This is a genomic window from Marisediminitalea lipolytica, from assembly GCF_001758465.1.
GTDB lineage: Bacteria > Pseudomonadota > Gammaproteobacteria > Enterobacterales > Alteromonadaceae > Alteromonas > Alteromonas lipolytica.
This window is the reverse complement of record NZ_MJIC01000015.1, coordinates 717,904-740,103: the sequence shown is the minus strand read 5'-3', so window position 1 is coordinate 740,103 and position 22,200 is coordinate 717,904. Positions and strand designations below refer to the sequence as shown.

Genomic DNA, 22,200 nt, shown 5'->3' with positions numbered 1-22,200 from the left:
TATTTTTACGTGAAAACAGCAAATTGGCTCTATCTAATAATTTAACGAATCATTCTGTTTTATAGAATCAAGCAAATCGACGGCGTTGGGGCTTTCCATTTTCAATCACTCAGGTAAACTTGTTGCTGAGTTTATTTCTCTCCTGGATCAGCAGACAGGGCATAACTGAGCTGGCTTTACCATTATCTATTTTGGAGCCACGCTATGTCTGAAAATCACCGTATCTGGATTAAATCCCCCCTGTTTGTTTTTGCCCCTGACCACCCGCAGCCGGTGACTGGTCTGGTAATCAACAACCAGATTATTGAAACCCTGTTGGTCAACAATGAGCAGCCAGAAGTGTCCTGCGACTCAGTATTTGACGCCACCGGACTGGTTATTCTGCCGGGACTCATCAATACGCATCACCATTTTTACCAAACCCTGACCCGGGCCTGGGCTCCGGTGGTCAACGAGCCGTTATTTCCGTGGCTGAAGACACTCTATCCGGTATGGGCCCGGTTAACTCCCGAGGCACTGCATCTGGCCACCCAGGTCGCCATGGCAGAATTGCTGTTGTCAGGCTGTACTACCGCTGCAGACCACCACTATTTATTCCCACAGGGATTAGATGATGCCATTGATGTTCAGGCCGATGTCGTTCGCCAGCTGGGCATGCGGGCCATGCTCACCCGCGGTTCGATGAGCCTGGGCGAAAAAGACGGCGGACTACCGCCACAACAGACCGTGCAAACCGGCGAAACCATCATTCGTGACAGTGAGCGATTAATCGCCCGATACCATGAGCGTGGCGCAGGCGCGCAGATTCAAATTGCTTTGGCACCTTGCTCTCCATTTTCAGTGACCCGCGAAATCATGCAGGAGAGTGCCCACCTTGCTGAACGAGAGGACGTGCGCTTACATACCCATCTGGCGGAAACCTTGGACGAGGAAGATTTTTGTCTGCAAACCTTTGGCCTGCGAACAGTGGATTATCTCGACAGTGTCGGCTGGCTAAGTAACCGAACCTGGCTTGCCCACGGTATTCACTTTAATGCCGAAGAAATTGCCCGCTTAGGTGCAGCAGGGACGGGTATTTGTCATTGTCCGGTTTCTAACATGCGGCTGGCATCGGGTATCTGTCCGACGCTGGATCTCATTGAGGCGGGCGCTCCAATAGGTTTAGGGGTAGACGGCTCAGCATCCAATGACGCATCAAACATGATGTACGAAGCCCGTCAGGCGCTGTATTTACAACGCTTAAAATACGGAGCCGGCGACATTACCCCGGAACTTGTCCTGCGCTGGGCCACTGAAGGTTCTGCCCGTGTACTGGGACGCAATGACATTGGCCGGATTGCAGCAGGCAAACAGGCCGACTTAGCCATGTTTAGTCTGGACGATATTCGCTTTAGTGGCTCCCATGATCCGCTGGCTGCACTGATTTTGTGTGGTGCAGAACGCGCCGACCACGTAATGGTGGGAGGCCAGTGGCGAGTCACCGATGGTCAGATTAATGGTTTGGATATGCCAGATTTACTGGCCAGACACCGCCTCGCGGCTCGTCAGTTAATCGCTGGCTAAGGTTTTTTAGCCACCCGGAAAAGCAAGCCAGGCCTTTACTACTTGCGCTTAGTTAAGGCAGTACTTTGGTAGCAATTTGACTACTAGGCGAGCGTTCCTGACCTTTAATTGAGTGAAAATTGATTGTTAAACAGAGTTTACCAAATTGACAAACGACGGTTATTTTTTCGCTCAAAAAACAGTCACCAGCGAACATTATCGCAGTGCAAGCAAGCCGGGCATTTGTTACAAAAATCACATTTTATTAACTGACAAAAAAGCGGAACAAGTGAGGGGATAGCCCGGTAGCGTATATACCGGGCTGAGAGGTCTTAGTGGAGTTTTAATTTTGGTGTAACCAGATTGCTGACTTTACGCATCAACAGCATTAAAAAGCCTTTAAACCAGCCATGTACGGCAAATAAGTGCATATTATACAAAGACACGTAGACCATCTTAGCCAGACGCCCTTCGATAAACATGGAGCTGTTGCTGAGTTTCCCCATCAGGCTGCCAACCGTTGAATATTTACTTAGGTGTACCAGTGAACCGTAATCGGTATAGGTATAGGCCTGCATCGGCTTGTTTAAAAACAGGTTTTGCAGATTTTTAGCCAACAAGCTGGCCATCTGGTGCGCCGATTGCGCTCTGGGTGGCACCCAGCTACCATCCTTCTGTAATACCCCACAACAATCGCCAATGGCAAAAATTTTATTATCAACCGTACTTTGCAGGGCTGGCGTTACCAGTATCTGATTCGCTTTGTTGAGTTCAAACAGCTTTAAATCCGTTAAGAAATCCGGAGCTTTAACACCGGCAGACCACACCATCAAATCGGCCTCAATCAATACGTCATCCGCAGTAACAAAGCCTTCTTTATCAACACGTTGCACACGGGTATTTTCACGAACTTCAATCCCCAGCCGGGTCAGTGCACGGCGCGCCGAACCCGCGATACGCTCCGGCAGGGCGGGTAAAATTCGCGGCCCGGCTTCCAGAATTGAAACCTGTAACTTATCCGCTGACATCTCCGGCATACCGTAGGCCCGGGCCAGATTACTCACATGGTGAAGCTGTGCCGCAAGCTCGGTACCGGTTGCCCCTGCACCAACAATAGCGACATGGATTTTCTCTTTGGTTACGCCATCCTGATTAATCTTAAGCAGTTGATTTAAAAGAGCTCTATGAAAGCGCTCCGCCTGATTCAGGGAATCCAGACAATAACAATGTTCGCTAACTCCCAGAGTCCCGAAATCATTGGTAACACTGCCTATAGCCATGACCAGATAATCGTATTCCACGGTCCGTTCCGGCAGGATTTCAAGGCCATCTTCATCGTACAGCGGATCGAGGTAAATACTTTGATTGTCGCGGTCAATAAAGCTCATATTACCCAACTGAAACTGATAGTGGTGCTGAGCGGCGTGCATTCGGTAATCCACGCCGTCTGAGGCTTTATTAATAACACCCGCGGCGACTTCGTGAAGGAGCGGTTTCCAGACATGAGTGCGGCTGCGGTCAACCAGGATAATCTCAGCCAGCTTGCGTTTACCCAGTGTTTTACTTAACCGGGTAACCAGCTCCAGGCCACCAGCGCCACCGCCTACAACTACGATTTTTTTCATAACAGACCTACTTAGTAAATGTGAATTGGTCTGCACAATGCGTGTGATGTGCACAGATCAATCAACACTCTGGTCAGCCGAGGGTATTTTGCCTGGTTTTCAAACTGCCCTGGGATGGCTAACGCACTGGTAGTTTATGTTAACAGAATCGGGCGTGACTACTCTCAAAACTGCCACTTTACGCTGGTATTTAGTAGCACAATATCGAAGTGGTAAAAACGCCTTCCCTGACAGCACTTTGGTACTAGTACTTTAGATTGATTTCCAGTGAAGACTAAAGTTGGACTCAAAAGGCTCCATTGAGGAGTACTCAAAAAAGGGCCGCTCAACAATACTCAATGCAAAGAGCAACGGCAAAGAATCGTTGCCAATTAACGTGAGTGACAGTGGGACGCAAGATAAGTGTTACTCCACGCAATAAAACACAAAATATGAGGGTTACACATGAAAAATAATAAATTTGCGTGCAAACCGCTAGCCGTTGCCTTACTTGCACTCTCTTCAGCGTCTGCCAACGCTGCGATTACCATTTACGATGATGCCGAAGTAGCCACTGTATCGGTTGATGCATCATTTAATACGTTTTACACGACTACCTCTGTAGATAACGGTCCGAATGGCGACCGGGATCAATCACGGGTAAAAATGGGCTTTCTGCCTAACTGGCTGGGTATGAACTTCAGCAAGCAGGTTGGCGACATGAAAGTGGGCGGCCGCTCATCTTTCTGGGTAACCATTAACGATTCAAACAGCGGCGTAACGTCTACAGGTATCGACGTTCGTCAGTTTTATGCCACGCTGGACGCTGACTGGGGTCAGGTTCTGATTGGTAAAGATTTCACCTTGTTTAACCGCAACAATATTTTCTTGGACGAAATTCTGATCGGTTACGGTAACGTCAATGACACGCTTGGCCTGGTAGATGGTCAGGGCGTATCGTTTGGTAACATTGGTAGTGGTTACACCTACCCGTTCCCAGCGTCACAAATTCGTTATACCTCGCCTTCTTTCGGCGGTGTCAAAATTGCCGTAGCAGCCATCGATCCTTCACCTGTTAACGGTGCACCGGATCGTGAAGAATCTGCGCCACGCATTGAAGGTGAAATCACCTACAGTGGTACCTTCGATAACGCCACCATCACATCCTGGGTAGGCTTCCTGTCTCAGACCTCAGAATCTGATATGGGTGATGTGGACTCAACCGGTACTTCTTACGGTGTGAAAGTAGGCTTTGGTGGTCTGTCTTTGCACGCTTCAGGCTACAGCGGTGAAGGTATCGGTATCCTGTTAGGCCCAACTGAAGCCGCTCTGGGTCTGGCTGGTGTCACGATGTATGACCCGGCTACTTACAACGAACTGGACAGCGAAGGCTACATCGTACAAGCGTCTTACAAAATGGATGCCCACCGTGTAGTGCTGTCTTACGGTGAAAACGAAATCGAGTCCAGTGACTACATTGGTCACGAAGGCATGCAGGCCGCCTGGTTCTATGGTTATAACAGTAATGTAACCTTCGCAGTGGAATATTCTACCAGCGAGTTCTCAGGCATCCTGGGTGCAGAAGAAGCTAAAACAATTGCCGTTGGTGCGATTGTAAACTTTTAATAACTGACTGTTTACCTGCCAGAAAACAGTCTTTTCTTACGGTCGTCGGTACCGTGTGGGAGATGCCTTCTATTTCCCACAATACCGACTGTCTGGCAACGCTTTTATAATTGATTACCGGAGTAAGCAACATGATTTATGCAGCACCTGGAACAGAAAATTCTGTCGTCTCTTTTAAACCAAAATACGGAAACTTTATTGGCGGCGAGTGGGTTGCTCCCGTTAAAGGTCAGTATTTCGAAAACGTATCACCTGTAAATAACGAAGTATTCTGTGAAATTCCACGCTCAACAGCTGAAGATATCGAGTTAGCGCTGGATGCAGCACACAAAGCTAAAGCAGCCTGGGGCAAAACCTCTGTTGCCGCTCGCTCTAACATCCTGCTGAAAATTGCCGATCGCATTGAACAAAACCTGGAAGCATTAGCCGTAGCAGAAACCTGGGACAACGGTAAAGCGGTTCGTGAAACACTGAATGCTGATGTCCCACTGGCCGCTGATCACTTCCGTTATTTCGCAGGTTGTGTACGCGCACAGGAAGGTTCTATCGGTGAAATCGATGAAAACACTATCGCTTATCACTTCCACGAGCCTTTAGGTGTTGTTGGTCAAATCATCCCTTGGAACTTCCCTCTGCTGATGGCAGCATGGAAACTGGCTCCGGCACTGGCTGCGGGTAACTGTATCGTACTGAAGCCAGCAGAGCAGACGCCTGCGTCAATCCTGGTTCTGATGGAAATCATTGGTGATCTGTTACCACCGGGTACACTGAACGTGGTTAACGGCTTCGGTAGAGAAGCAGGTGAAGCACTGGCCACCAGCACTCGTATCGCGAAGATCGCGTTTACCGGTTCTACCCCAGTAGGTTCACACATCTTAAAATGTGCTGCTGAGAACATCATCCCATCTACTGTAGAGCTGGGCGGTAAGTCTCCAAACATCTACTTCAGCGACGTAATGAAGCACGAAGACGAATTCCTGAGCAAATGTGTTGAAGGTACAGTACTGGCGTTCTTCAACCAGGGTGAAGTATGTACTTGTCCTTCACGTGCCCTGATTCAGGAAGATATGTACGATGACTTTATCTCTCTGGTAATTGCCCGTACTCAACAAATCAAACGTGGTAACCCGCTGGATACCGATACTCAGGTTGGTGCGCAGGCATCGGCACAGCAGTACGAAAAAATCCTTAGCTACCTGGAAATTGGTAAGAAAGAAGGCGCCGAAGTACTTATCGGTGGCGGTCCTGCCAATGTTGAAGGTTTCAGCAACGGTTTCTATGTACAACCAACACTGCTGAAAGGTACTAACGACATGCGTGTGTTCCAGGAAGAAATTTTTGGACCGGTTGTTGGTGTAACTACCTTTAAAGACGAAGCGGAAGCTCTGGCTATCGCTAACAACACCGAGTTTGGTCTGGGCGCTGGTGTCTGGACGCGTGATACTAACCTTGCATACCGCATGGGCCGTGGTATCGAAGCCGGTCGTGTATGGATGAACTGCTACCACGCATATCCTGCTCACGCCGCATTCGGTGGTTACAAGAAATCTGGGGTTGGTCGTGAGACCCACAAGATGATGCTTGATCACTATCAGCAAACTAAAAACCTGCTGACCAGCTACGACATCAACCCACTGGGCTTTTTCTAAAAGCGTTGCCATAACTGGCGTAAGCGAGGTTCCCGCATCTGCGGGGACCTTTTTCCTTTCTGTATAAGCTCATACAAGGAGTCGTCATGCCAAAGTTTATTATCGAACGCGAGATTCCCGGCGCCGGCGAACTGACTGGCGAACAGTTACAAAATACCTCACAACAATCCTGCTGCGTTTTACGTGACGCTGGTCCACACATTCAGTGGCTCGAAAGCTACGTCACCGACAACAAAATTTACTGTGTTTATATTTCTCCGGACAAACAGGCCATTGTGGATCACGCCGAAGCCATGGGCATTCCGGCTAACCAGATTAATCAGGTTAAAGCGATTATCGACCCAACCACTGCTGAATAGCCTTGCGTGTTTCTATGATAAGAGTTGTCGTCAGTTGTATTCTCTTGTGCTGTTTCACGCTGGTCAGCGCGACACAGGCCAGTACCCTGCCCGAAATAAAAGTGGGCGTGCTTAAGTATGGCACCCTGAACTGGGAGCTGGATTTAGCCGAAGCCAGACAATTACCCGAACAATATGGATTCAAACTCACCAGAGTTGCCTTAGGTTCTCCCCAGGCGCTGTCGGTCGCGCTGCAAGGCGGTGCGGTGGATATGATAATTGGCGATTGGCTGTGGGCAGCCCGCCAGTTCGAAGAACAACGGTTTTACCATTTTTATCCCTATTCCACTGCCGCCGGTGAACTGGTTATTCAGGGTGATAGCAGCGCCACCACAATGGGCGACTTAAAAAATAAAACCATTGGTTTTGCCGGCGGTAAAGGCAATAAAAACTGGATCCTTTATAACGCCTACGCCAAACAACATTTCGATTTTGATTTAGCCACTCAGGCCAATATTAAATTTGCTGCACCGCCTATGCTTAATCAGCTTATGCAGCGTGGCCAGCTAGATGCCGTGGTTAATTTCTGGCACTACGCCGCCGAACTTAAAACCCATAACATGCAGTCACTGCTCACCATGGATAAAGTGCTTGAAAGCTGGCAGATAAGTGCTGATGTACCGGTGATTGGCTGGCTGTTTAAACAACAGTGGGCCAGCCAGAATAAAGCCGTAATAGATGCCTTTTTTAGCATGTCTTTTCACACCCGCGCCTTAATGGATAAAGATGATGCGGTATGGCAGCTTATCCCATCTTTTATGAACAAATACTCAGCCGAGGCCCGGCCCGTGTTGATGGCACATTATCGCGAAGGGATCCCGACTCGCTTTGACGAGCAAATCAAGACCGATTTACAGCACCTGTTTAAAGTGATTAAAGCCAACGAAGGTGCTAGTAAGGTAACCGGCTCACTAACCGCTTTGCCGCCCGCTCTGTTCTGGCAGGGTAATGCGTTAGGAGAGCAATAACCTGTGGAAACACGTCATCCGGCCATGATCCGCGTGATGTCGATGATAGCTTTTATGCTGTTCTGGCAACTGGCCGTGATGCTGTTTAAACCCGATTTACTGCCAGCCCCCTTAGCGGTAATGCAAAACCTGTTCGGTCATATCAGCAGTGGCGAACTCCCTCACCACCTTGCCATTACCCTGCGTCGCATTGCTATAAGCTTTGTGTTTGCCATGCTGTTAGGCAGCGCACTGGGCTTATTGATGGGCCATTTTAAACGCTTTGATTTGTGGGCAGACAGCCTGATGACACTGGCGTTGAATGTACCCGCTCTGGTCACAATTATTCTTTGTTTTATCTGGTTTGGGCTCAACGAAACCGCTGCACTGATAGCGGTTATTGTTAACAAAACACCAAATATAGCAGTCACCATGCGCGAAGGCGCCCGGGCCATCGATAAACGGTTACTCGACGTTGCCAAAGCCTATCAGCTCCCCGCGCTACGCACCTTTGGCAAAGTGTATCTGCCCCAGCTTTATCCGTATTTTTTAGCGGCGGCCCGCGGCGGCCTGGCACTGGTGTGGAAAATTGTTCTGGTAGTGGAGTTACTGGGCTGTAGCGACGGTGTGGGATTTCAGCTGTCGTTATTTTTTCAGTACTTTGATATCACCAGCGTGCTGGCTTATACCCTGGCATTCGCCTGTATTATCTTTGCTATCGAGGGCGGTATTTTACGCCCCTGGGAACGGCGGGTACTACAATGGCGCTAACCTACCCCATTCATATTCACAGCAAAACCTTCAGCAATGAAAGCACACCGGTGATCCGGGACCTGGAGGTAGCGTTACCCGGTGGTGAGTTTGTGTCTTTACTGGGTCCCTCAGGCGCGGGGAAAAGTACCTTTCTGAATATCCTCGCCGGACTGGATAAAGATTTTGAGGGTAATGCTGCCCTTAAACAGGAAAATGGCCAGCCAGCGCGGATTTCGCTGATGTTTCAGGAGCCGAGACTGATGCCCTGGTTAACCATTTGTGACAACATCATGCTGGTGTGTGAGGGCACTAAAACGCAGCGCAAACATCAGGCGCTGCACTGGCTGCAACAGGTTGGTTTAAGCGGTGCCGAAAATCAGTATCCGGCTCAGCTGTCCGGCGGCATGTTAAAACGCGCGGCCCTGGCCCGGGCATTTGCCTACGAACCCGATGTGTTATTAATGGATGAGCCCTTCTCCTCACTCGATATACCCGCCGCCGATTCACTAAGAGCGCTGCTTACTCAGCTCCATCAGGCGCGGCGCATCACCGTGGTCTATGTCACTCACGACATTAATGAAGCACTGATGTTGTCGGATCGGATACTGCTGTTAAGTAGTCACCCCATGCAGATTATCCGTGATGTCGCTATCACCGAACCGCATCCAAGAAACGTCCAGTCTCCGGCACTTTTAGCCCTCTCCCAAGGTTTTAAGCAGGCGTTAACACATCCGGCCTGATCGAAGGTGGTATAACCGCTGCACTATTTATGCTACTAATGGTGTATATAACGGGTTGAAAGTCCCTGCAAAACTTGTTAAACAATTGTGAATTATATAAAATCGACAGCGGTGTACGGTTTCTCAACTCCAAGGCATAGCGCTTTCGCAACCTCAGTGCACCATACCTTAGGGAGTATTCATGCTGTCGCAATCAATTAGTCAACCTGTAGAAGTATTCGATTCGCCTACCGTAGCCCGTGCGGGCTCGGAAAGTCTGGATCCGGTAGTTGCTGCACGAGACATCTACCAGGCTCTCGCTCCCTGCGAGGCAGCGTGCGTGGTTTTTTATTGCTGCACCCGCTATCCCCTCGAACAATTGTCTAAGGAGCTCAATCACTATTTTGGTGATATTCCGGTCATTGGCTGTACCTCAGCTGGCGAAATTACGCCGGATGGATGCCGTAAACATTGCATTAGCGCTTTTGCCCTAAGTAAGCATCATTTTGCGGTAGAAACCGTGTTGATCGAGAAGCTATCGTCTTTTTCAGAAGACGACGCCGATAACCTCGTCAGTTCGATGCTCGACAAATTGCGGGGTAAGGCGGTCTCGCCGGGGCCAGTAGAGCAACACTCCTTTGGCATGACCTTACTGGATGGCTTATCCATTCGTGAAGAACTGGTCATCGATGCGTTGAACCTGAGTATGCAGGATATTCCGCTGGTAGGCGGCTCCGCCGGTGATGACCAGCACTTCGTCGATACCCAGGTTTACTGCAACGGCCGTTTTTACAGCAGCGCCGCTGTGTTTATGCTAATCAACACCAACTGTTACTTTGATGTGTTCAGCCATCACCATCTGGCCTCAGACAACGAAAAACTGGTGGTTACCCAAACCGCGCCCGGTCAGCGTGTAGTAGAAGAATTTAATGCCGAACCCGCGGCGTTGGAATACTGCCGTATCAACGGCTTAAAACTGGAAGAACTTAACTCCGAAGTGTTCGCCATGCATCCGCTGGCGGTGCAGATTGGCGATCACCTGTATATTCGTAGTATTCAGCAGGTGAACGACGATCTGAGTCTGACCTTTTTCTGTGCTATCGATGCCGGTATCGTCCTGACTAAAATGAAATCCAGCGGTCTGCATTCACATTCAGCGATGATCCTAGATGATATTCGCCGTAGCGTGGGTGACATCGAACTGCTGATTGGTTTCGACTGTATTCACCGGCGTGCCGAGATTGATAAATATAACCTGGAAGATTCCATGTCTGAGCTCTACCGGGCTAACCATGTCATTGGTTTTAATACCTACGGTGAGCAGATTAATGGGTTACACTTAAACCACACCTTTACTGGCGTAGCGATTGGAGCGCCCATTGAAACCGACCTCAAGTCCGTTAAACGCTGAAGTAGCCGTTGAGCCGCCGGAATTATCCGGCGATGACGAACTGGAACGCTTGCGCTACGAAAACGAAAAACTACAAAAAATTAACCGTGTACTGATGCGCCGGGTCGAAATGGGCTGGGGCAATCACAGTGATGCCTATCAGTCTTTTGAAGACGCCGCCATGCTGGCCGACAAAGTAAAAGAGCGTACCTACCGCCTGCAGCAAACCCTGCACAGGCTTGAGGAGTCTAATCAGCAGCTCGAACAGGCCCGCCGCGAAACCGAAAAAAGCCAGATCCAGGCAGAACTGGACCGTCAGCGCCTACGCGATGCCATAGAAAGTATTTCCGATGCCTTTGCCCTGTTTGATGCCGACCGCAAAATGGTGATGGTAAACAGCCGCTGTGCGGAATTTTGGCAACAGCATAATATTACCTACGAACTGGGTGTCACAACCTTTCAGGAGATTACCGCAGCCTCGCTGGTGCTGGTAGATCACAAAGCCAAAGCGCAGAAAAAAGTGGGGGTTTATCCGGATCCTATCGCTCAGACCATTTTTAAGTTACGCGACGGCACCTGGATTCAGATGCAGGAACGTAAAACCAATGATAACTGCCTTGTTGTGGTTTACACCGATATTACCAATATCAAAATGGCCGAAGAAGTACGCTACGAAACGGCCATGGCAGAACAGGCTGAATTATTAAAAGCCACATTGGAAAACATGTCCCAGGGTGTAGTGCTGATAAACGCCCAACGTCAAATCGAAACCTGGAACCAACGCTTTTTTGAACTGCTTTCTCTCTCTGATGCCGGGGCGCATCGCGGCGACGGATTTGCCGAGTTAATGCAGCAAAATGCCTACGCCAGCGCGATGTTTGATGCCATTTCTTTCGACGTCGCACCAGACAAAGACTTCCTTGAAGTCGAAATGATGCTCGACGAAGACCTGGTGTTGTTGGTCAGGCGCAATCTGGTGCCCGGCGGTGGCATTTTGATTACCTTTGCCGATATCACCGAGCGCAGTCGCAATCAGGTCGCCCTGCGCGAAAGTGAACAGCGCATACGCCTGATTACCGATGCCATGCCAGCGCTGATTTCTTATGTGAATAAGGATCTGTGCTACGAGTTTGTAAACCAGGAATTTGAAAAGTGGTTTAATCGCACCCGCGACCAAATTATCAATCATCACCTTAGCGATGTACTGGGTGAGAAAGTTTATCAAACCCTGACCATCCACATAGCCCGGGCCATGCTGGGCCAGACCGTTAACTTTGAGTTAGAGCACACCCGCGATCAGGATAACGTCAGGATCTCCAACAAAACCTATATTCCTCACTTTGATGAGAACCGCAACGTTATCGGCTTTTTCTCGCTGGAGCAGGACGTTACCGAGCAACGCCGCACTGCCCGCGCACTTAAACATGCCTACGATTACATGGAACAGCGGGTTAACCAGCGAACCAAAAAAATCTCTGAGATTAACCTGCAGTTGCGTAACGAAATTGAAGAGCGCCAGTTAGCGGAAATCAAGTTGCTGGAGGCTAAACGTGAAGCCGACCGGGCTAACGAATCTAAGTCCAAATTTTTGGCGGCAACCAGCCACGACCTGTTGCAACCAATGAACTCTGCCCGGCTGTTTGCTGATGCACTTAACGATTTAACCTTAAGTGACGAGGCACAGAAACTCATTCGTTCGCTGAGTTATTCACTGGAAAACCTGGAATCACTGATCAGTGCACTGGTGGATATTTCTAAACTCGAAGCAGGCTTAATTGAGCCGGTACTGGACGATTTTGAAATTAACGATTTAATCAGCAATATGGTTAATGAGTTTACGCCCCAGGCTGAAGCCAAGGGCCTTAAGTTAAGAGCCAAGATCACCCATACCCTGGTTCACTCTGACACCTACCTGTTAGCCAGGATACTGCGAAACCTGCTGACTAACGCGATACGCTACACCAACGAAGGCAGCATATTAATTGGGGTAAGACGACGTAAAGCCGGTTTGCAGATCCAGGTATTTGATACCGGGATTGGTATTCCGCAGGATAAACTGTCAGAAATTTTCCGCGAATTTAATCGCCTGGATGCGAAAAAGCGTCGTCATGATAAGGGTCTGGGTTTAGGTCTTGCCATTGTAGAACGACTCGCAAGTGTGATGAATCACCAGATAACCGTGCGTTCTGAAGAAGGCAAAGGTTCCTGCTTTAGCATTATGCTGCCCTACGCAGACACCTCTGCCAGTGTGAAAAAAATCCCTAAAGCGCCCCTCATCGACCGCTTTAACGATAAGCTTGAAGGTGCGCGAATCCTGCTCATCGACAACGATGAAGAGATTTGTAAGGGTATGGAAACCGTGCTGGGTAGCTGGAACTGTAATATTACCTCGGTACAAACCTTAGAAGAGCTTCAGGAACCAGAGTTTTTAACCGAGCTGAACCCGCAACTGATTATTGCCGATTATCATCTGGATGACGGTGACACCGGTTTTGATGCGCTGGAAATTACTCACCAGCACCTTAATCCGCACCCGCCGGTTATTATGATAACGGCCAATTATACTAATGAGCTGCGGCAGAAAGTGCGGGAGAAGGGCTACTCCCTGCTGAATAAGCCAGTGAAGCCGCATAAGATGAAACTGGCATTATCTAATCTGTTGCTCAGCGCCCAATCTTAGTTAGTGGGCGCTTACCACCAAAATCTGCTCAACGAAATTAAGACCAAAACAGCATAGGGATACATAACCGTAGGACGCAGTGCCTGTTTAAGATACTCAATAATCAGGCTTAAGCCGCCATTAGCATTTTGCTGATAAGCCTGATTAAACTGACACCCCGGCTGATTATGATTTGCCGCCAGCGCCGCCTCGATAGCCAGCAACCGGGTTTCGAAGCGCCCTTGAAAGGTTTTCCAGATACCATCCTGCAACCACAACACTGCGATACCAGCGAGCATAACCGGTACTTCAAAGCTCAGGCCCATACCGCTAATGGTGATTACAATAGCCACCAGCTTAATTATCAGACTGTATTTCTCGTAACTGTCATACTGGTTCTGCAAAGTTTGCCACTCCAGTGACAAATAATCAGTGGTCATCTAATTTTCCCTTTAAATCCGTTTTGTAGCCTGAGTTGCAGCCGCATCTTAGGCTATGTCACAGCAAACTACCAGCCGTTCACTAAATCTGCCACAGATTAAGCTTATCAGGGAAGAGACTAAACAAGTCCCGGCGCAGTAACACTGCCCCAGGATTCAAGACGAGTTGGTTAACCGTGCTCGCAGATCTTAGTTGCGCATTAAATACTGATTAAAGTCGATGCTTGCTGCGCACAAAGCCGCCTGAATACGGTTGTGTACATTCAACTTAGTCAAAATGGCCGATACGTGGGCTTTAACCGTGGTTTCCGCAATGTTCAGTTCATAGGCAATTTGCTTGTTAGACTTACCTTTGGCAATACATTCAAACACCAGTAACTGACGACGAGTTAACGCCCCAATCAGTTTAGGGTCGATTTGCTGTTGTGCTGATTCATCCTTGGGCTTACTGCTACCGCCATTGCGAATGATGTCAGGCGGCAGGTATACCTGACCAGACAAGACCTGCTGCAGCGCGCCTACAATCTGCTCACAGCTGGACGACTTGGTGATAAAGCCTACCGCGCCATAAGTAAATGCTTGTAATACAACATTTTTATCTTCTTCGGCAGACACAATTACAATCGGAATTTCAGGAAACTGATTACGAAAACGAACAATACCGTTGAGACCGTCCATACCCGGCATGTTTAAATCCAGTAACACCAGATCAATGTCAGGGTTTTCCTCAGCCGTGTTCAGCGCTTCTTCAAGGTCGATACAGCTAATGGTTTTAGTGTCCGGAATATTCCGCTCAACGAAATCGGTGATTGCATACTGAAATAAGGGATGGTCATCAGCGACGAGAATTTCTACCATTTTTATCACCTGTTAATGCTATGTTAATTATTTTAGTGGAACTGCCGCCGTTCGGCCAGCCATTTCGCTCTCTACGCAGCGTTACCTTATCCACTGATTTATTATCGTGCCTAACCGCCCACTTTACGTTTTACCATGCCGCGTTTCGGGTCATAACCCCAAATAGCCAGGCTGGTAAACACAAGCGTGCAAACACCAGTTACTAAAGCCGCTTGCCCGTTAAACTGACCGTACAAGGCAAAGCGGATTAGCTCTACTGCATGAGTAAACGGATTAAACTGGCATATCCAGTACAACCACTCACTCGACTCTCTCATTTTCCACAGCGGATAAAGTGCTGAAGAAAGAAAAAACATGGGGAAAACCACAAAGTTCATCACCCCAGCGAAGTTTTCCAACTGCTTAATAAAGGATGACAGCAACAAGCCTAGCGCCCCCAGTAACAATGCGGTTAGCAGCAAAGCGGGGATAACCAGCAAATACCCCAAAGGCTCGGCCTGCACTTCCAGCAGCCAGGCAATCGCAAAAAATGCATACACCTGCAGCATAGAAATAAACGCGCCGGCCAGCAGCTTACTCACCAACAGAAAAGGCCTTGGCATCGGGCTGGTTAGCAGGACTTTCATGCTGCCCATTTCACGGTCGTACACCATAGAAAGGGAGCTTTGCATCCCGTTAAACAGCATGATCACGCCGGCCAGACCCGGAATGATGTAGACCTCATAGGTAATATAGGTTTCATAAGGCGGAATAATCGCCACGCCCAACGCCGCCCGAAAGCCCGCTGCAAATACCACCAGCCATAACAATGGCCGAACCAGCGCACTGATCAGTCGCGAGCGTTGCTGCCAGAACCGCAGTAATTCGCGTTTTAACACGCCAACAAAACAGGTCCAGTACATTTAGCGCTCTCCCTGTTGATGAAAATGGCGGTACAGTGCCTGCACAGAATCCAGTTGCAGGGATGCCATAGCATCGGCACAGCGTTGTTGAAGTTGAATCTGGCCGTTAATTAACACCAGTAGTTCATCGGCAGGGCGCACTTCATCAATCAGGTGGGTCGAAGATAAAATAGTAATGCCCGACTCACTGCACAGCTTACGCAGGTGATCATTCATTGTGTCCCGCGTGGACTGATCCAGACCAACGGTCGCCTCATCCAGCAGCAGAATCGCGGGCTGATGCAGCAAGGCGCGGGCAATTTCGACCCGCCGCCGATGACCACCGTTTAACGAACGCACCTTGTCCTGGCGGCGATCGCTCATATCAAACCGCGCCAGTTCTTCGCTGATACGCTGTTTGGTTACCGCGCCGGGTAAACCATGCAGGCTGGCATGATAAGCCAGGTTTTGTTCTACGCTCAGATCCAGATCCAAAGTGGGCTGCTGAAACACAATACCAATTTGCTTTAGCACCTGGCGCGGTTGCCTGGCGGCATTGATGCCATTCACGGTAATCGTGCCCTGTGGGGCCTGCAATAGTTGGCATAAAATGGAAAACAGCGTGCTTTTACCCGCGCCATTGGGGCCGAGCAGCGCATAATACTGCCCCGCATCCAGCGCAAAGGAAACGTCCTTCAGCGCCTGTTTCGGCCCGTAGTAATAGCCTAATTGTTCTACCGTCAGTACCGGATTACTCATGGTTTTACTACTACACCCCAGGGGTAACGACCCACTTTAACCGTTTTAATTACTTTTAAGTCATCCACGTCGATAACCGATACGTCGCCACTCACGCCATTCGTGGTGAGTAACAGCGACTGCTCCTTAGCAAACGCCAGTTGCCATACCCGACGACCAACCAGCAAATAATCCAGCACCTCGTAGGTGTTTGCATCAATAACCGCCACATGGTTAGCCGGGCCCAGGGCCACAAATGCATACTTGCCATCGTCGGTCAGTTTAATGCCTACTGGCTGGATTTTATCGCGGTGCACACCGGGAATTTTAAAGGAAATCTTCTTCAACAACTGGCGCGATACGGTATCAATAATATCCACTGTGCCACCGATTTCTGCCGAGGCCCAGACCTTGTCGCCGGATTTACTAAACTCCACATGCCGTGGACGCTGGTCTACCAGGGTGTTATCCACCAGTTCGTGGGTCTGGGTATCAATCCAGTGCAACATGTTTGTGGTTTCGGAGGTATTAATAACCCACTTTCCGTCCGGACTCACCGCCATGCCCTCCGGTTCAATACCGACGTCAATTTGTGCAATCACAGAACGGTCAACCGTATCAACCACGGTAACCACCGCGCTGTCTTCATTAGCAATATACAGGTGGCGATTATTGGGGTGCAAAGCAAACTGTTCTGGATCCTCGCCGGAAGGCAGATTGTGAATGATCTGATGAGTCGCCAAATCCATTACCTGCACCGCATCCGATTCACTGGCACAAATGTACAGGTATTTATAATCGTGGCTAAAAATGATGCCCCGGGGCCGCATTCCCACATCGATAGTATCGATAACCTTTAGGCTGTCCATGTCAATTAATGTCAGCGTATCGCTCTTTTCGTTAGAGACATAAGCAACTTCCGCGTGACTCGCCAGTGCAGTCAACAGACCCGCCAGTAAAACCCATACTCGCATACTTCTATACCACCTTATTCGTAAGCCATATCACAGCGTGCTTCCGGCTTGTCAAAACCCAGCGTGTCTAAATCAGTACTGGGATGAAGATACCCTTCCTGCGGTGACAGTGAGGTTAACCCCTGGGGATGAACCAAAGGTATCGGTTGCCGAAGCTGACCGTTCCAGGGCCTGAAACTCAACTTGCGCCCTTTAAATGCAGCAAGTTCAAAGTTGCTGCTAATCAAATAGTTATAAAGCACTTTAGGATTATTGCTGGCGGTTCGTGTCACCGCTTCGCTGATACTGCGAACGGCCAGCCACGCAGCATAATCCTTGTCCAGCATTTCCCGCCCAAACTGTTCGTAAAAGCGATTTTGTAATTGTGTCGCGCCCCACTGCTCCAGCACCCAGTGCCAGGTTTTCGGCGTTAAACCATGGGTGCCAGCTACGGGGCGCGGCAACCACGTATTATTGGGCACATAGTTACCAAACAGATCAGACTCATCGGCCACCAAAACCACATCGTAATCATCGCCCTGCGTAAACAGCGGTACTTCACGCTGAGCGCTGCGGCGTAAATCCGTATCAAAGCTCCACTCTTTACGTTCTACAATTTTTGCCCCAAAGCGTTTAGCAGAGCGCTCAACAGATGCAGCAAACGCTTTATCTTCGGCTGATTCGCCACTGATTAAAAACCATTCACGCCAGCGTCTGGCCATAAAAAACTGAGCCAGCGCATCGGTTAACATTGCCCGACTGGCCAGCGTATGTAAAAGGCCTCCGCGGCACTGAGATAACCTTAAACTATTATCAGCGTTCCCGGCATTTATGATCACACTACCATTTGACAACGCTAAATCAGCTACTACTTTTAGCGTAGTCGCGGATACATCGGTTAGTAGAATAGCGGGCTGTCCATTTAAGCGCGCTGTTAGTTCACTCACTAACTGCTGTTCATTATCTGCCACGATGCCGGACAGCTTGTAATGATGTTGTAAAAACCGGCCGGTGGTGTTGCTGTCTTTTATGGCCAGTTCGGCACCGGCAAGGGTAACGTTAACCGGTGTTTTTTTAAGCAGCAAGGGCTGTGCAGAGTCGTTTGATGATTGTTGAACATAAATTATGTCAATATTTAGTGCTTCCGAACGAGCTAAAGCAGGCCAAAGCATAGTCAAGACCAAAAGCATTGATCTGACGCAAACATGACGGCAAAAGTGCGTTAAATGCGTGTAAAAATTGTAATTCTTGCGTTTTTTTATGTTCAAAAACAGCACCCTTTTTTAACTTATGCTGCAATAGTAGAGCATGATTGTACACAGTTGAAATGAGCAAAAAGGATGAAAGGTTTACTACCTAAGTACAATTGGAAGGAATCCACAGATCTCCTAACTTTCACCCTGTGCTTTGTTGTAGGCATGAAAACACATTGATGACTATTTTTACCTCACTGCAACATTTAATAAGCATGACAATACTATGTGGCAGCTTTTGGAGAAACCAACATGAAGAAGTATTTAACAATTTTGCGTAGCGCTATGCTGGCGGCACTGGCCCTGGTTACTGCTAATGCAATGGCCCACGGCGACGTAACGCCGCAGGCAGTGGACACCAGCGAGTTACCACAACTGGGTGACGAATGGCGCAAAACCAACCCTTTCTCAGGCAACGAACTGGCGATCAAAATTGGTGATTCAGCTTATAACCAGAACTGTGCTCGTTGTCACGGTCTTGAAGTAATTTCTGGTGGTATCACACCGGATCTGCGTAAACTGAATGACGAGTTTGAGTTCTTCAGCAAAGAAGAAGCCGATGGTTGGTTCTTAACCCGTATCCGTGGTGGTGCTGTGGTAGACGGTCGTGTTTACATGCCTCCGTTTGAAGGTATCCTGTCTCAGGAAGCGATGTGGGCAATCAAATCTTACATCGAAACGCGCGGTACACCAGAGTAAGTCAGTAACAAGGGGCAGTAATGGTTTTAAGAGTAGTTTTATTAATTTGTAGTTTGTTGGCCGCGCCAACATTTGCCAGAAGTTATGAAGACATTCTTGAGCAAGGCCAGATAACCATTGCTGTCTACAACAACTTTCCTCCCTATTCCTATCTGAGGGATGGCGAACCAGCCGGCGTCGATATCGAAGTCGGCAAGAAAATCGCGGCGGGTTTGGGCGTTGATCTGGAATGGATGTGGATTAACGCCGATGAAAACCTCGAGGACGATCTGCGTAACGCCATCTGGAAAGGCCATATCATTACCCGCAAGAAAGCCGATTTAATGCTGCGGGTGCCATACGACCGCAAATTTGCCTATGCCATCGACGGCTACGGACTGCCTAAAAACGAACTCGTTGTTATGTTTGGCCCCTACCAGCAGGAAAGCTGGGCACTGTTGCGCGACCATGAGAAAACCAACGATATTCGCACGCTGGCTATATTTCAGTACGAGCCAGTTGCGGTAGAACTCGATTCACTCCCCAGTTTCTTTTTAGGTGCCACAATTGGTGGCCGTTTACGCGACAAGCTGGTGCATGTAGATTCGGTTTTTGACGGCATTACCCGTTTACGAAATGGCGAAGTCGCCGCCGTAGCTGGAACACGCGGGCAGTTGCAGTGGGGAATGAGTACCGGTGGTGATGTCAATGTCACTGAGTACAACCCTCTGCCGGACCAGTACGATATCAGCGCGGACGGATTGGCGGCGATGAGCATCAAATCCTGGGACATCGGCATGGCGGTTAAGCAGGATTATCGCGAACTGGTTTACGAAATTCAGGCAATCGTTGAGCCGATGATCAAAAACGGTGAAATGGAGGCGCTGTTCTTACAGTACGGTCTGAGCTACGAAATACCCGATTATCACCGTACAGAGTAAGCAATTTCTTTCCCACTTCACAAAAAATTCACAAAAAGCCCGCGTTTTGCGGGCTTTTTTATTGTACTAAGTACCAGCATTGACACGGCTTTTAGCGAAGTATTACTACTAACGAACTAAAAATGATAATCCAAGGTTTAATGGTTGTTAACATTTTGATGACAGATACTTTATTCGATGCTTCTTAGGCTACGGTGTTGTTATGCGCTTAGCCCGGGGGGATAACAACAACACTCAACCTGTCGCACACTTATCTTTTTCAAGTCGCGCGCGTTGTGAACAAAGGGTAATAAACCCCGTTGAAACACTGGAGAAATCTGATGAAAAGTAAAAGAGTTTCAGGCCGCTTACTCAGCTCTGCGTTCTGTTTAACACTGTCACTGGGCGCTATGTCTGGCGTAGCACAAGCCAAAGTAACAGATAAAGATATCGTCAATGACCAGGCTACCCCGGGTGACGTAGTAAGTTATGGTCTTGGCCCTCGCGGTCAGCGTTTCAGTCCTATCGACACAATGAACACCAAAAACGTGAAGAAATTGGCGCCGGTATGGGCATTCTCTTTCGGTGGTGAAAAACAACGTGGTCAGGAATCTCAGCCACTGGTGCAAGACGGTATCATGTTTGTTACCGCTTCATATTCTCGTATCTACGCTATCGACGTAGCCACTGGTGACGAATTATGGCAGTGGGAAGCACGTTTACCCGACGGCATCATGCCTTGCTGTGACGTTATCAACCGTGGTGCGGCACTGTACGGCGACCTGGTAATCTTCGGTACACTGGATGCCAAACTGGTCGCCCTTGATCAGAAAACCGGTAAGCCTGTATGGCGTAAAACCCTTGGCGACTATAAAGCAGGTTATTCATTCACTGCAGCGCCAATGATTGTTAAAGGTAAAGTTATCACCGGTATTTCAGGTGGTGAGTTCGGTATCGTTGGTAAAGTAGAAGCCCGCGATGCAGTGACCGGTGAACTGGTATGGTCTCGTCCTACCGTTGAAGGTCACATGGGTACCCTGAACGGCAAAGACAACGGTATTACCGGTGGCGAAGCTAACAAAACCTGGACTGGCGACCTGTGGAAAACCGGTGGTGCGGCAACATGGTTAGGCGGTACTTACGACCCGGATCAAGACCTGATCTTCATGGGTACTGGTAACCCTGCACCATGGAACTCACATTTACGTCCTGGTGATAACCTGTACAGCTCTTCACGTCTGGCTATCGACCCTGACACCGGTAAGATCGTATGGCACTTCCAAACCACACCACACGATGGTTGGGACTTCGACGGTGTTAACGAGCTAATCGCATTTGACTATAAAGATCGTGGTAAAACAGTTAAAGCGGCAGCAACTGCTGACCGTAACGGTTTCTTCTACGTACTTAACCGTGAAAATGGTGACTTCATTCGTGGCTTCCCATTTGTAAGCGGCATCACCTGGGCTAAAGGTCTGGACAAAAATGGTCGTCCGATTTACGACGAAGCAATGCGTCCGGGTAACCCAGCTGACAGCGAAGATGGCAAAAAAGGTAAAACTGTTTGGGCTGTACCTTCATTCTTAGGTGGTAAAAACTGGATGCCTATGGCGTTTAGCCAGGACACCGGTCTGTTCTACGTTCCTTCTAACGAATGGGGTATGGACATCTGGAACGAGCCAGTTAACTACAAAAAAGGTGCTGCGTACTTAGGTTCTGGTTTCACCATCAAGCCAATCTACGACCACATTGGTTCACTGAAAGCGATTGATCCTAAGACGGGTGAAGTAGTTTGGGAATTTAAAAACAATGCGCCTCTTTGGGGTGGTGTGTTAGCCACTGCGGGTAACCTGGTATTTACCGGTACACCTGAAGGCTACCTGTATGGCTTCAACGCAAAAACGGGTGAAGTGGTTTACAAGTTCAATACTGGTTCAGGCATCGTTGGTTCTCCAATCACTTGGGAACAGGACGGTGAGCAATACCTGAGCATCGTATCTGGATGGGGTGGCGCCGTTCCTCTGTGGGGTGGTGAAGTTGCCAAGAAAGTTAAAGACATTAACCAGGGTGGTACTGTCTGGACGTTCAAATTGCCTCGTAGTTAAGAGGCACCGCGACAGACCATTCTGGTCCCACCAGGTTTGTCGCGTTTTTTCTCCTCGGGGTAGGCAGTTTAGTCATCGCTGCCCGCC

At 48.9% G+C, this 22,200-nt stretch carries 19 protein-coding genes; 12 read left to right on the top strand and 7 right to left on the bottom strand.

The window, feature by feature from the left end; translation table 11 throughout:
- Positions 1-204: 204 nt before the first annotated feature.
- Positions 205-1,563 (top strand): 8-oxoguanine deaminase, encoded by a 1,359-nt coding sequence (locus tag BFC17_RS17760; protein WP_070177812.1) that lies wholly within the window; start codon positions 205-207, stop codon positions 1,561-1,563.
- A 311-nt stretch (positions 1,564-1,874) separates the two neighbouring features.
- Here BFC17_RS17760 and BFC17_RS17755 read toward each other — a convergent pair whose 3' ends face one another.
- Positions 1,875-3,167 carry an NAD(P)/FAD-dependent oxidoreductase gene (locus BFC17_RS17755; RefSeq protein WP_070177811.1) on the bottom strand — a complete coding sequence of 431 codons (1,293 nt, stop codon included), beginning with the start codon at positions 3,165-3,167 and terminating at the stop codon, positions 1,875-1,877.
- Positions 3,168-3,611: 444 nt separating this feature from the next.
- Between BFC17_RS17755 and BFC17_RS17750 the strand changes: the two genes are divergently transcribed.
- The 8 genes from BFC17_RS17750 (at position 3,612) to BFC17_RS17715 (ending at position 13,308) form a co-directional block, all read left to right on the top strand.
- Positions 3,612-4,772, top strand: coding sequence for a porin (locus BFC17_RS17750; RefSeq protein ID WP_070177810.1), 1,161 nt, complete (start codon positions 3,612-3,614; stop codon positions 4,770-4,772).
- Between the two features lie 131 nt (positions 4,773-4,903).
- Positions 4,904-6,421, top strand: coding sequence for an acetaldehyde dehydrogenase ExaC (exaC, locus tag BFC17_RS17745; RefSeq protein ID WP_070177809.1), 1,518 nt, complete (start codon positions 4,904-4,906; stop codon positions 6,419-6,421).
- 86 nt (positions 6,422-6,507) lie between these two features.
- Entirely contained in the window at positions 6,508-6,780 is a 273-nt protein-coding gene (locus tag BFC17_RS17740; protein ID WP_070177808.1) for a DUF4242 domain-containing protein, read from the top strand.
- Positions 6,781-6,794: 14 nt separating this feature from the next.
- Positions 6,795-7,787 carry an ABC transporter substrate-binding protein gene (locus BFC17_RS17735; RefSeq protein ID WP_139142117.1) on the top strand — a complete coding sequence of 331 codons (993 nt, stop codon included), beginning with the start codon at positions 6,795-6,797 and terminating at the stop codon, positions 7,785-7,787.
- Positions 7,788-7,790: 3 nt separating this feature from the next.
- Complete coding sequence (locus BFC17_RS17730) at positions 7,791-8,537, top strand: ABC transporter permease (protein WP_229680915.1); 747 nt, start codon at positions 7,791-7,793, stop codon at positions 8,535-8,537.
- A complete protein-coding gene (locus BFC17_RS17725; RefSeq protein WP_070177806.1) occupies positions 8,528-9,259 on the top strand; it encodes an ABC transporter ATP-binding protein in 732 nt (243 codons plus the stop codon). The genes BFC17_RS17730 and BFC17_RS17725 overlap by 10 nt, the downstream gene beginning before the upstream one ends.
- Before the next feature lie 181 nt (positions 9,260-9,440).
- Positions 9,441-10,649: a nitric oxide-sensing protein NosP gene (gene nosP / locus BFC17_RS17720; protein ID WP_070177805.1), complete on the top strand. Its 1,209-nt coding sequence runs from the start codon at positions 9,441-9,443 to the stop codon at positions 10,647-10,649.
- Complete coding sequence (locus BFC17_RS17715) at positions 10,618-13,308, top strand: NahK/ErcS family hybrid sensor histidine kinase/response regulator (protein ID WP_070177804.1); 2,691 nt, start codon at positions 10,618-10,620, stop codon at positions 13,306-13,308. The genes nosP and BFC17_RS17715 overlap by 32 nt, the downstream gene beginning before the upstream one ends.
- Before the next feature lie 11 nt (positions 13,309-13,319).
- On the opposite strand, the gene BFC17_RS17710 is transcribed toward BFC17_RS17715, so the two are convergent.
- From BFC17_RS17710 to BFC17_RS17685, 6 genes are all read right to left on the bottom strand, one after another.
- Positions 13,320-13,727 carry a hypothetical protein gene (locus BFC17_RS17710; RefSeq protein ID WP_070177803.1) on the bottom strand — a complete coding sequence of 136 codons (408 nt, stop codon included), beginning with the start codon at positions 13,725-13,727 and terminating at the stop codon, positions 13,320-13,322.
- Positions 13,728-13,916: 189 nt separating this feature from the next.
- Positions 13,917-14,585: a response regulator gene (locus BFC17_RS17705; RefSeq protein WP_070177802.1), complete on the bottom strand. Its 669-nt coding sequence runs from the start codon at positions 14,583-14,585 to the stop codon at positions 13,917-13,919.
- Positions 14,586-14,695: 110 nt separating this feature from the next.
- Positions 14,696-15,487 carry an ABC transporter permease gene (locus BFC17_RS17700; RefSeq protein WP_070177801.1) on the bottom strand — a complete coding sequence of 264 codons (792 nt, stop codon included), beginning with the start codon at positions 15,485-15,487 and terminating at the stop codon, positions 14,696-14,698.
- On the bottom strand, positions 15,488-16,225 hold the full coding sequence (locus BFC17_RS17695) for an ABC transporter ATP-binding protein (RefSeq protein ID WP_070177800.1): 738 nt from the start codon (positions 16,223-16,225) through the stop codon (positions 15,488-15,490). It abuts the gene before it with no gap.
- Positions 16,222-17,178: a YVTN family beta-propeller repeat protein gene (locus tag BFC17_RS17690; RefSeq protein WP_070177799.1), complete on the bottom strand. Its 957-nt coding sequence runs from the start codon at positions 17,176-17,178 to the stop codon at positions 16,222-16,224. The genes BFC17_RS17695 and BFC17_RS17690 overlap by 4 nt, the downstream gene beginning before the upstream one ends.
- A 14-nt stretch (positions 17,179-17,192) precedes the next feature.
- On the bottom strand, positions 17,193-18,242 hold the full coding sequence (locus BFC17_RS17685; protein ID WP_217494035.1) for an ABC transporter substrate-binding protein: 1,050 nt from the start codon (positions 18,240-18,242) through the stop codon (positions 17,193-17,195).
- A gap of 420 nt (positions 18,243-18,662) precedes the next feature.
- On the opposite strand from BFC17_RS17685, the gene pedF reads away from it, so the two are divergent.
- The 3 genes from pedF (at position 18,663) to BFC17_RS17670 (ending at position 22,113) form a co-directional block, all read left to right on the top strand.
- Positions 18,663-19,109 carry a cytochrome c-550 PedF gene (gene pedF, locus BFC17_RS17680; RefSeq protein ID WP_070177988.1) on the top strand — a complete coding sequence of 149 codons (447 nt, stop codon included), beginning with the start codon at positions 18,663-18,665 and terminating at the stop codon, positions 19,107-19,109.
- Between the two features lie 20 nt (positions 19,110-19,129).
- Positions 19,130-20,029: a substrate-binding periplasmic protein gene (locus BFC17_RS17675; RefSeq protein ID WP_070177797.1), complete on the top strand. Its 900-nt coding sequence runs from the start codon at positions 19,130-19,132 to the stop codon at positions 20,027-20,029.
- A gap of 389 nt (positions 20,030-20,418) precedes the next feature.
- Positions 20,419-22,113 carry a PQQ-dependent methanol/ethanol family dehydrogenase gene (locus tag BFC17_RS17670; protein ID WP_070177987.1) on the top strand — a complete coding sequence of 565 codons (1,695 nt, stop codon included), beginning with the start codon at positions 20,419-20,421 and terminating at the stop codon, positions 22,111-22,113.
- Positions 22,114-22,200: the final 87 nt, after the last annotated feature.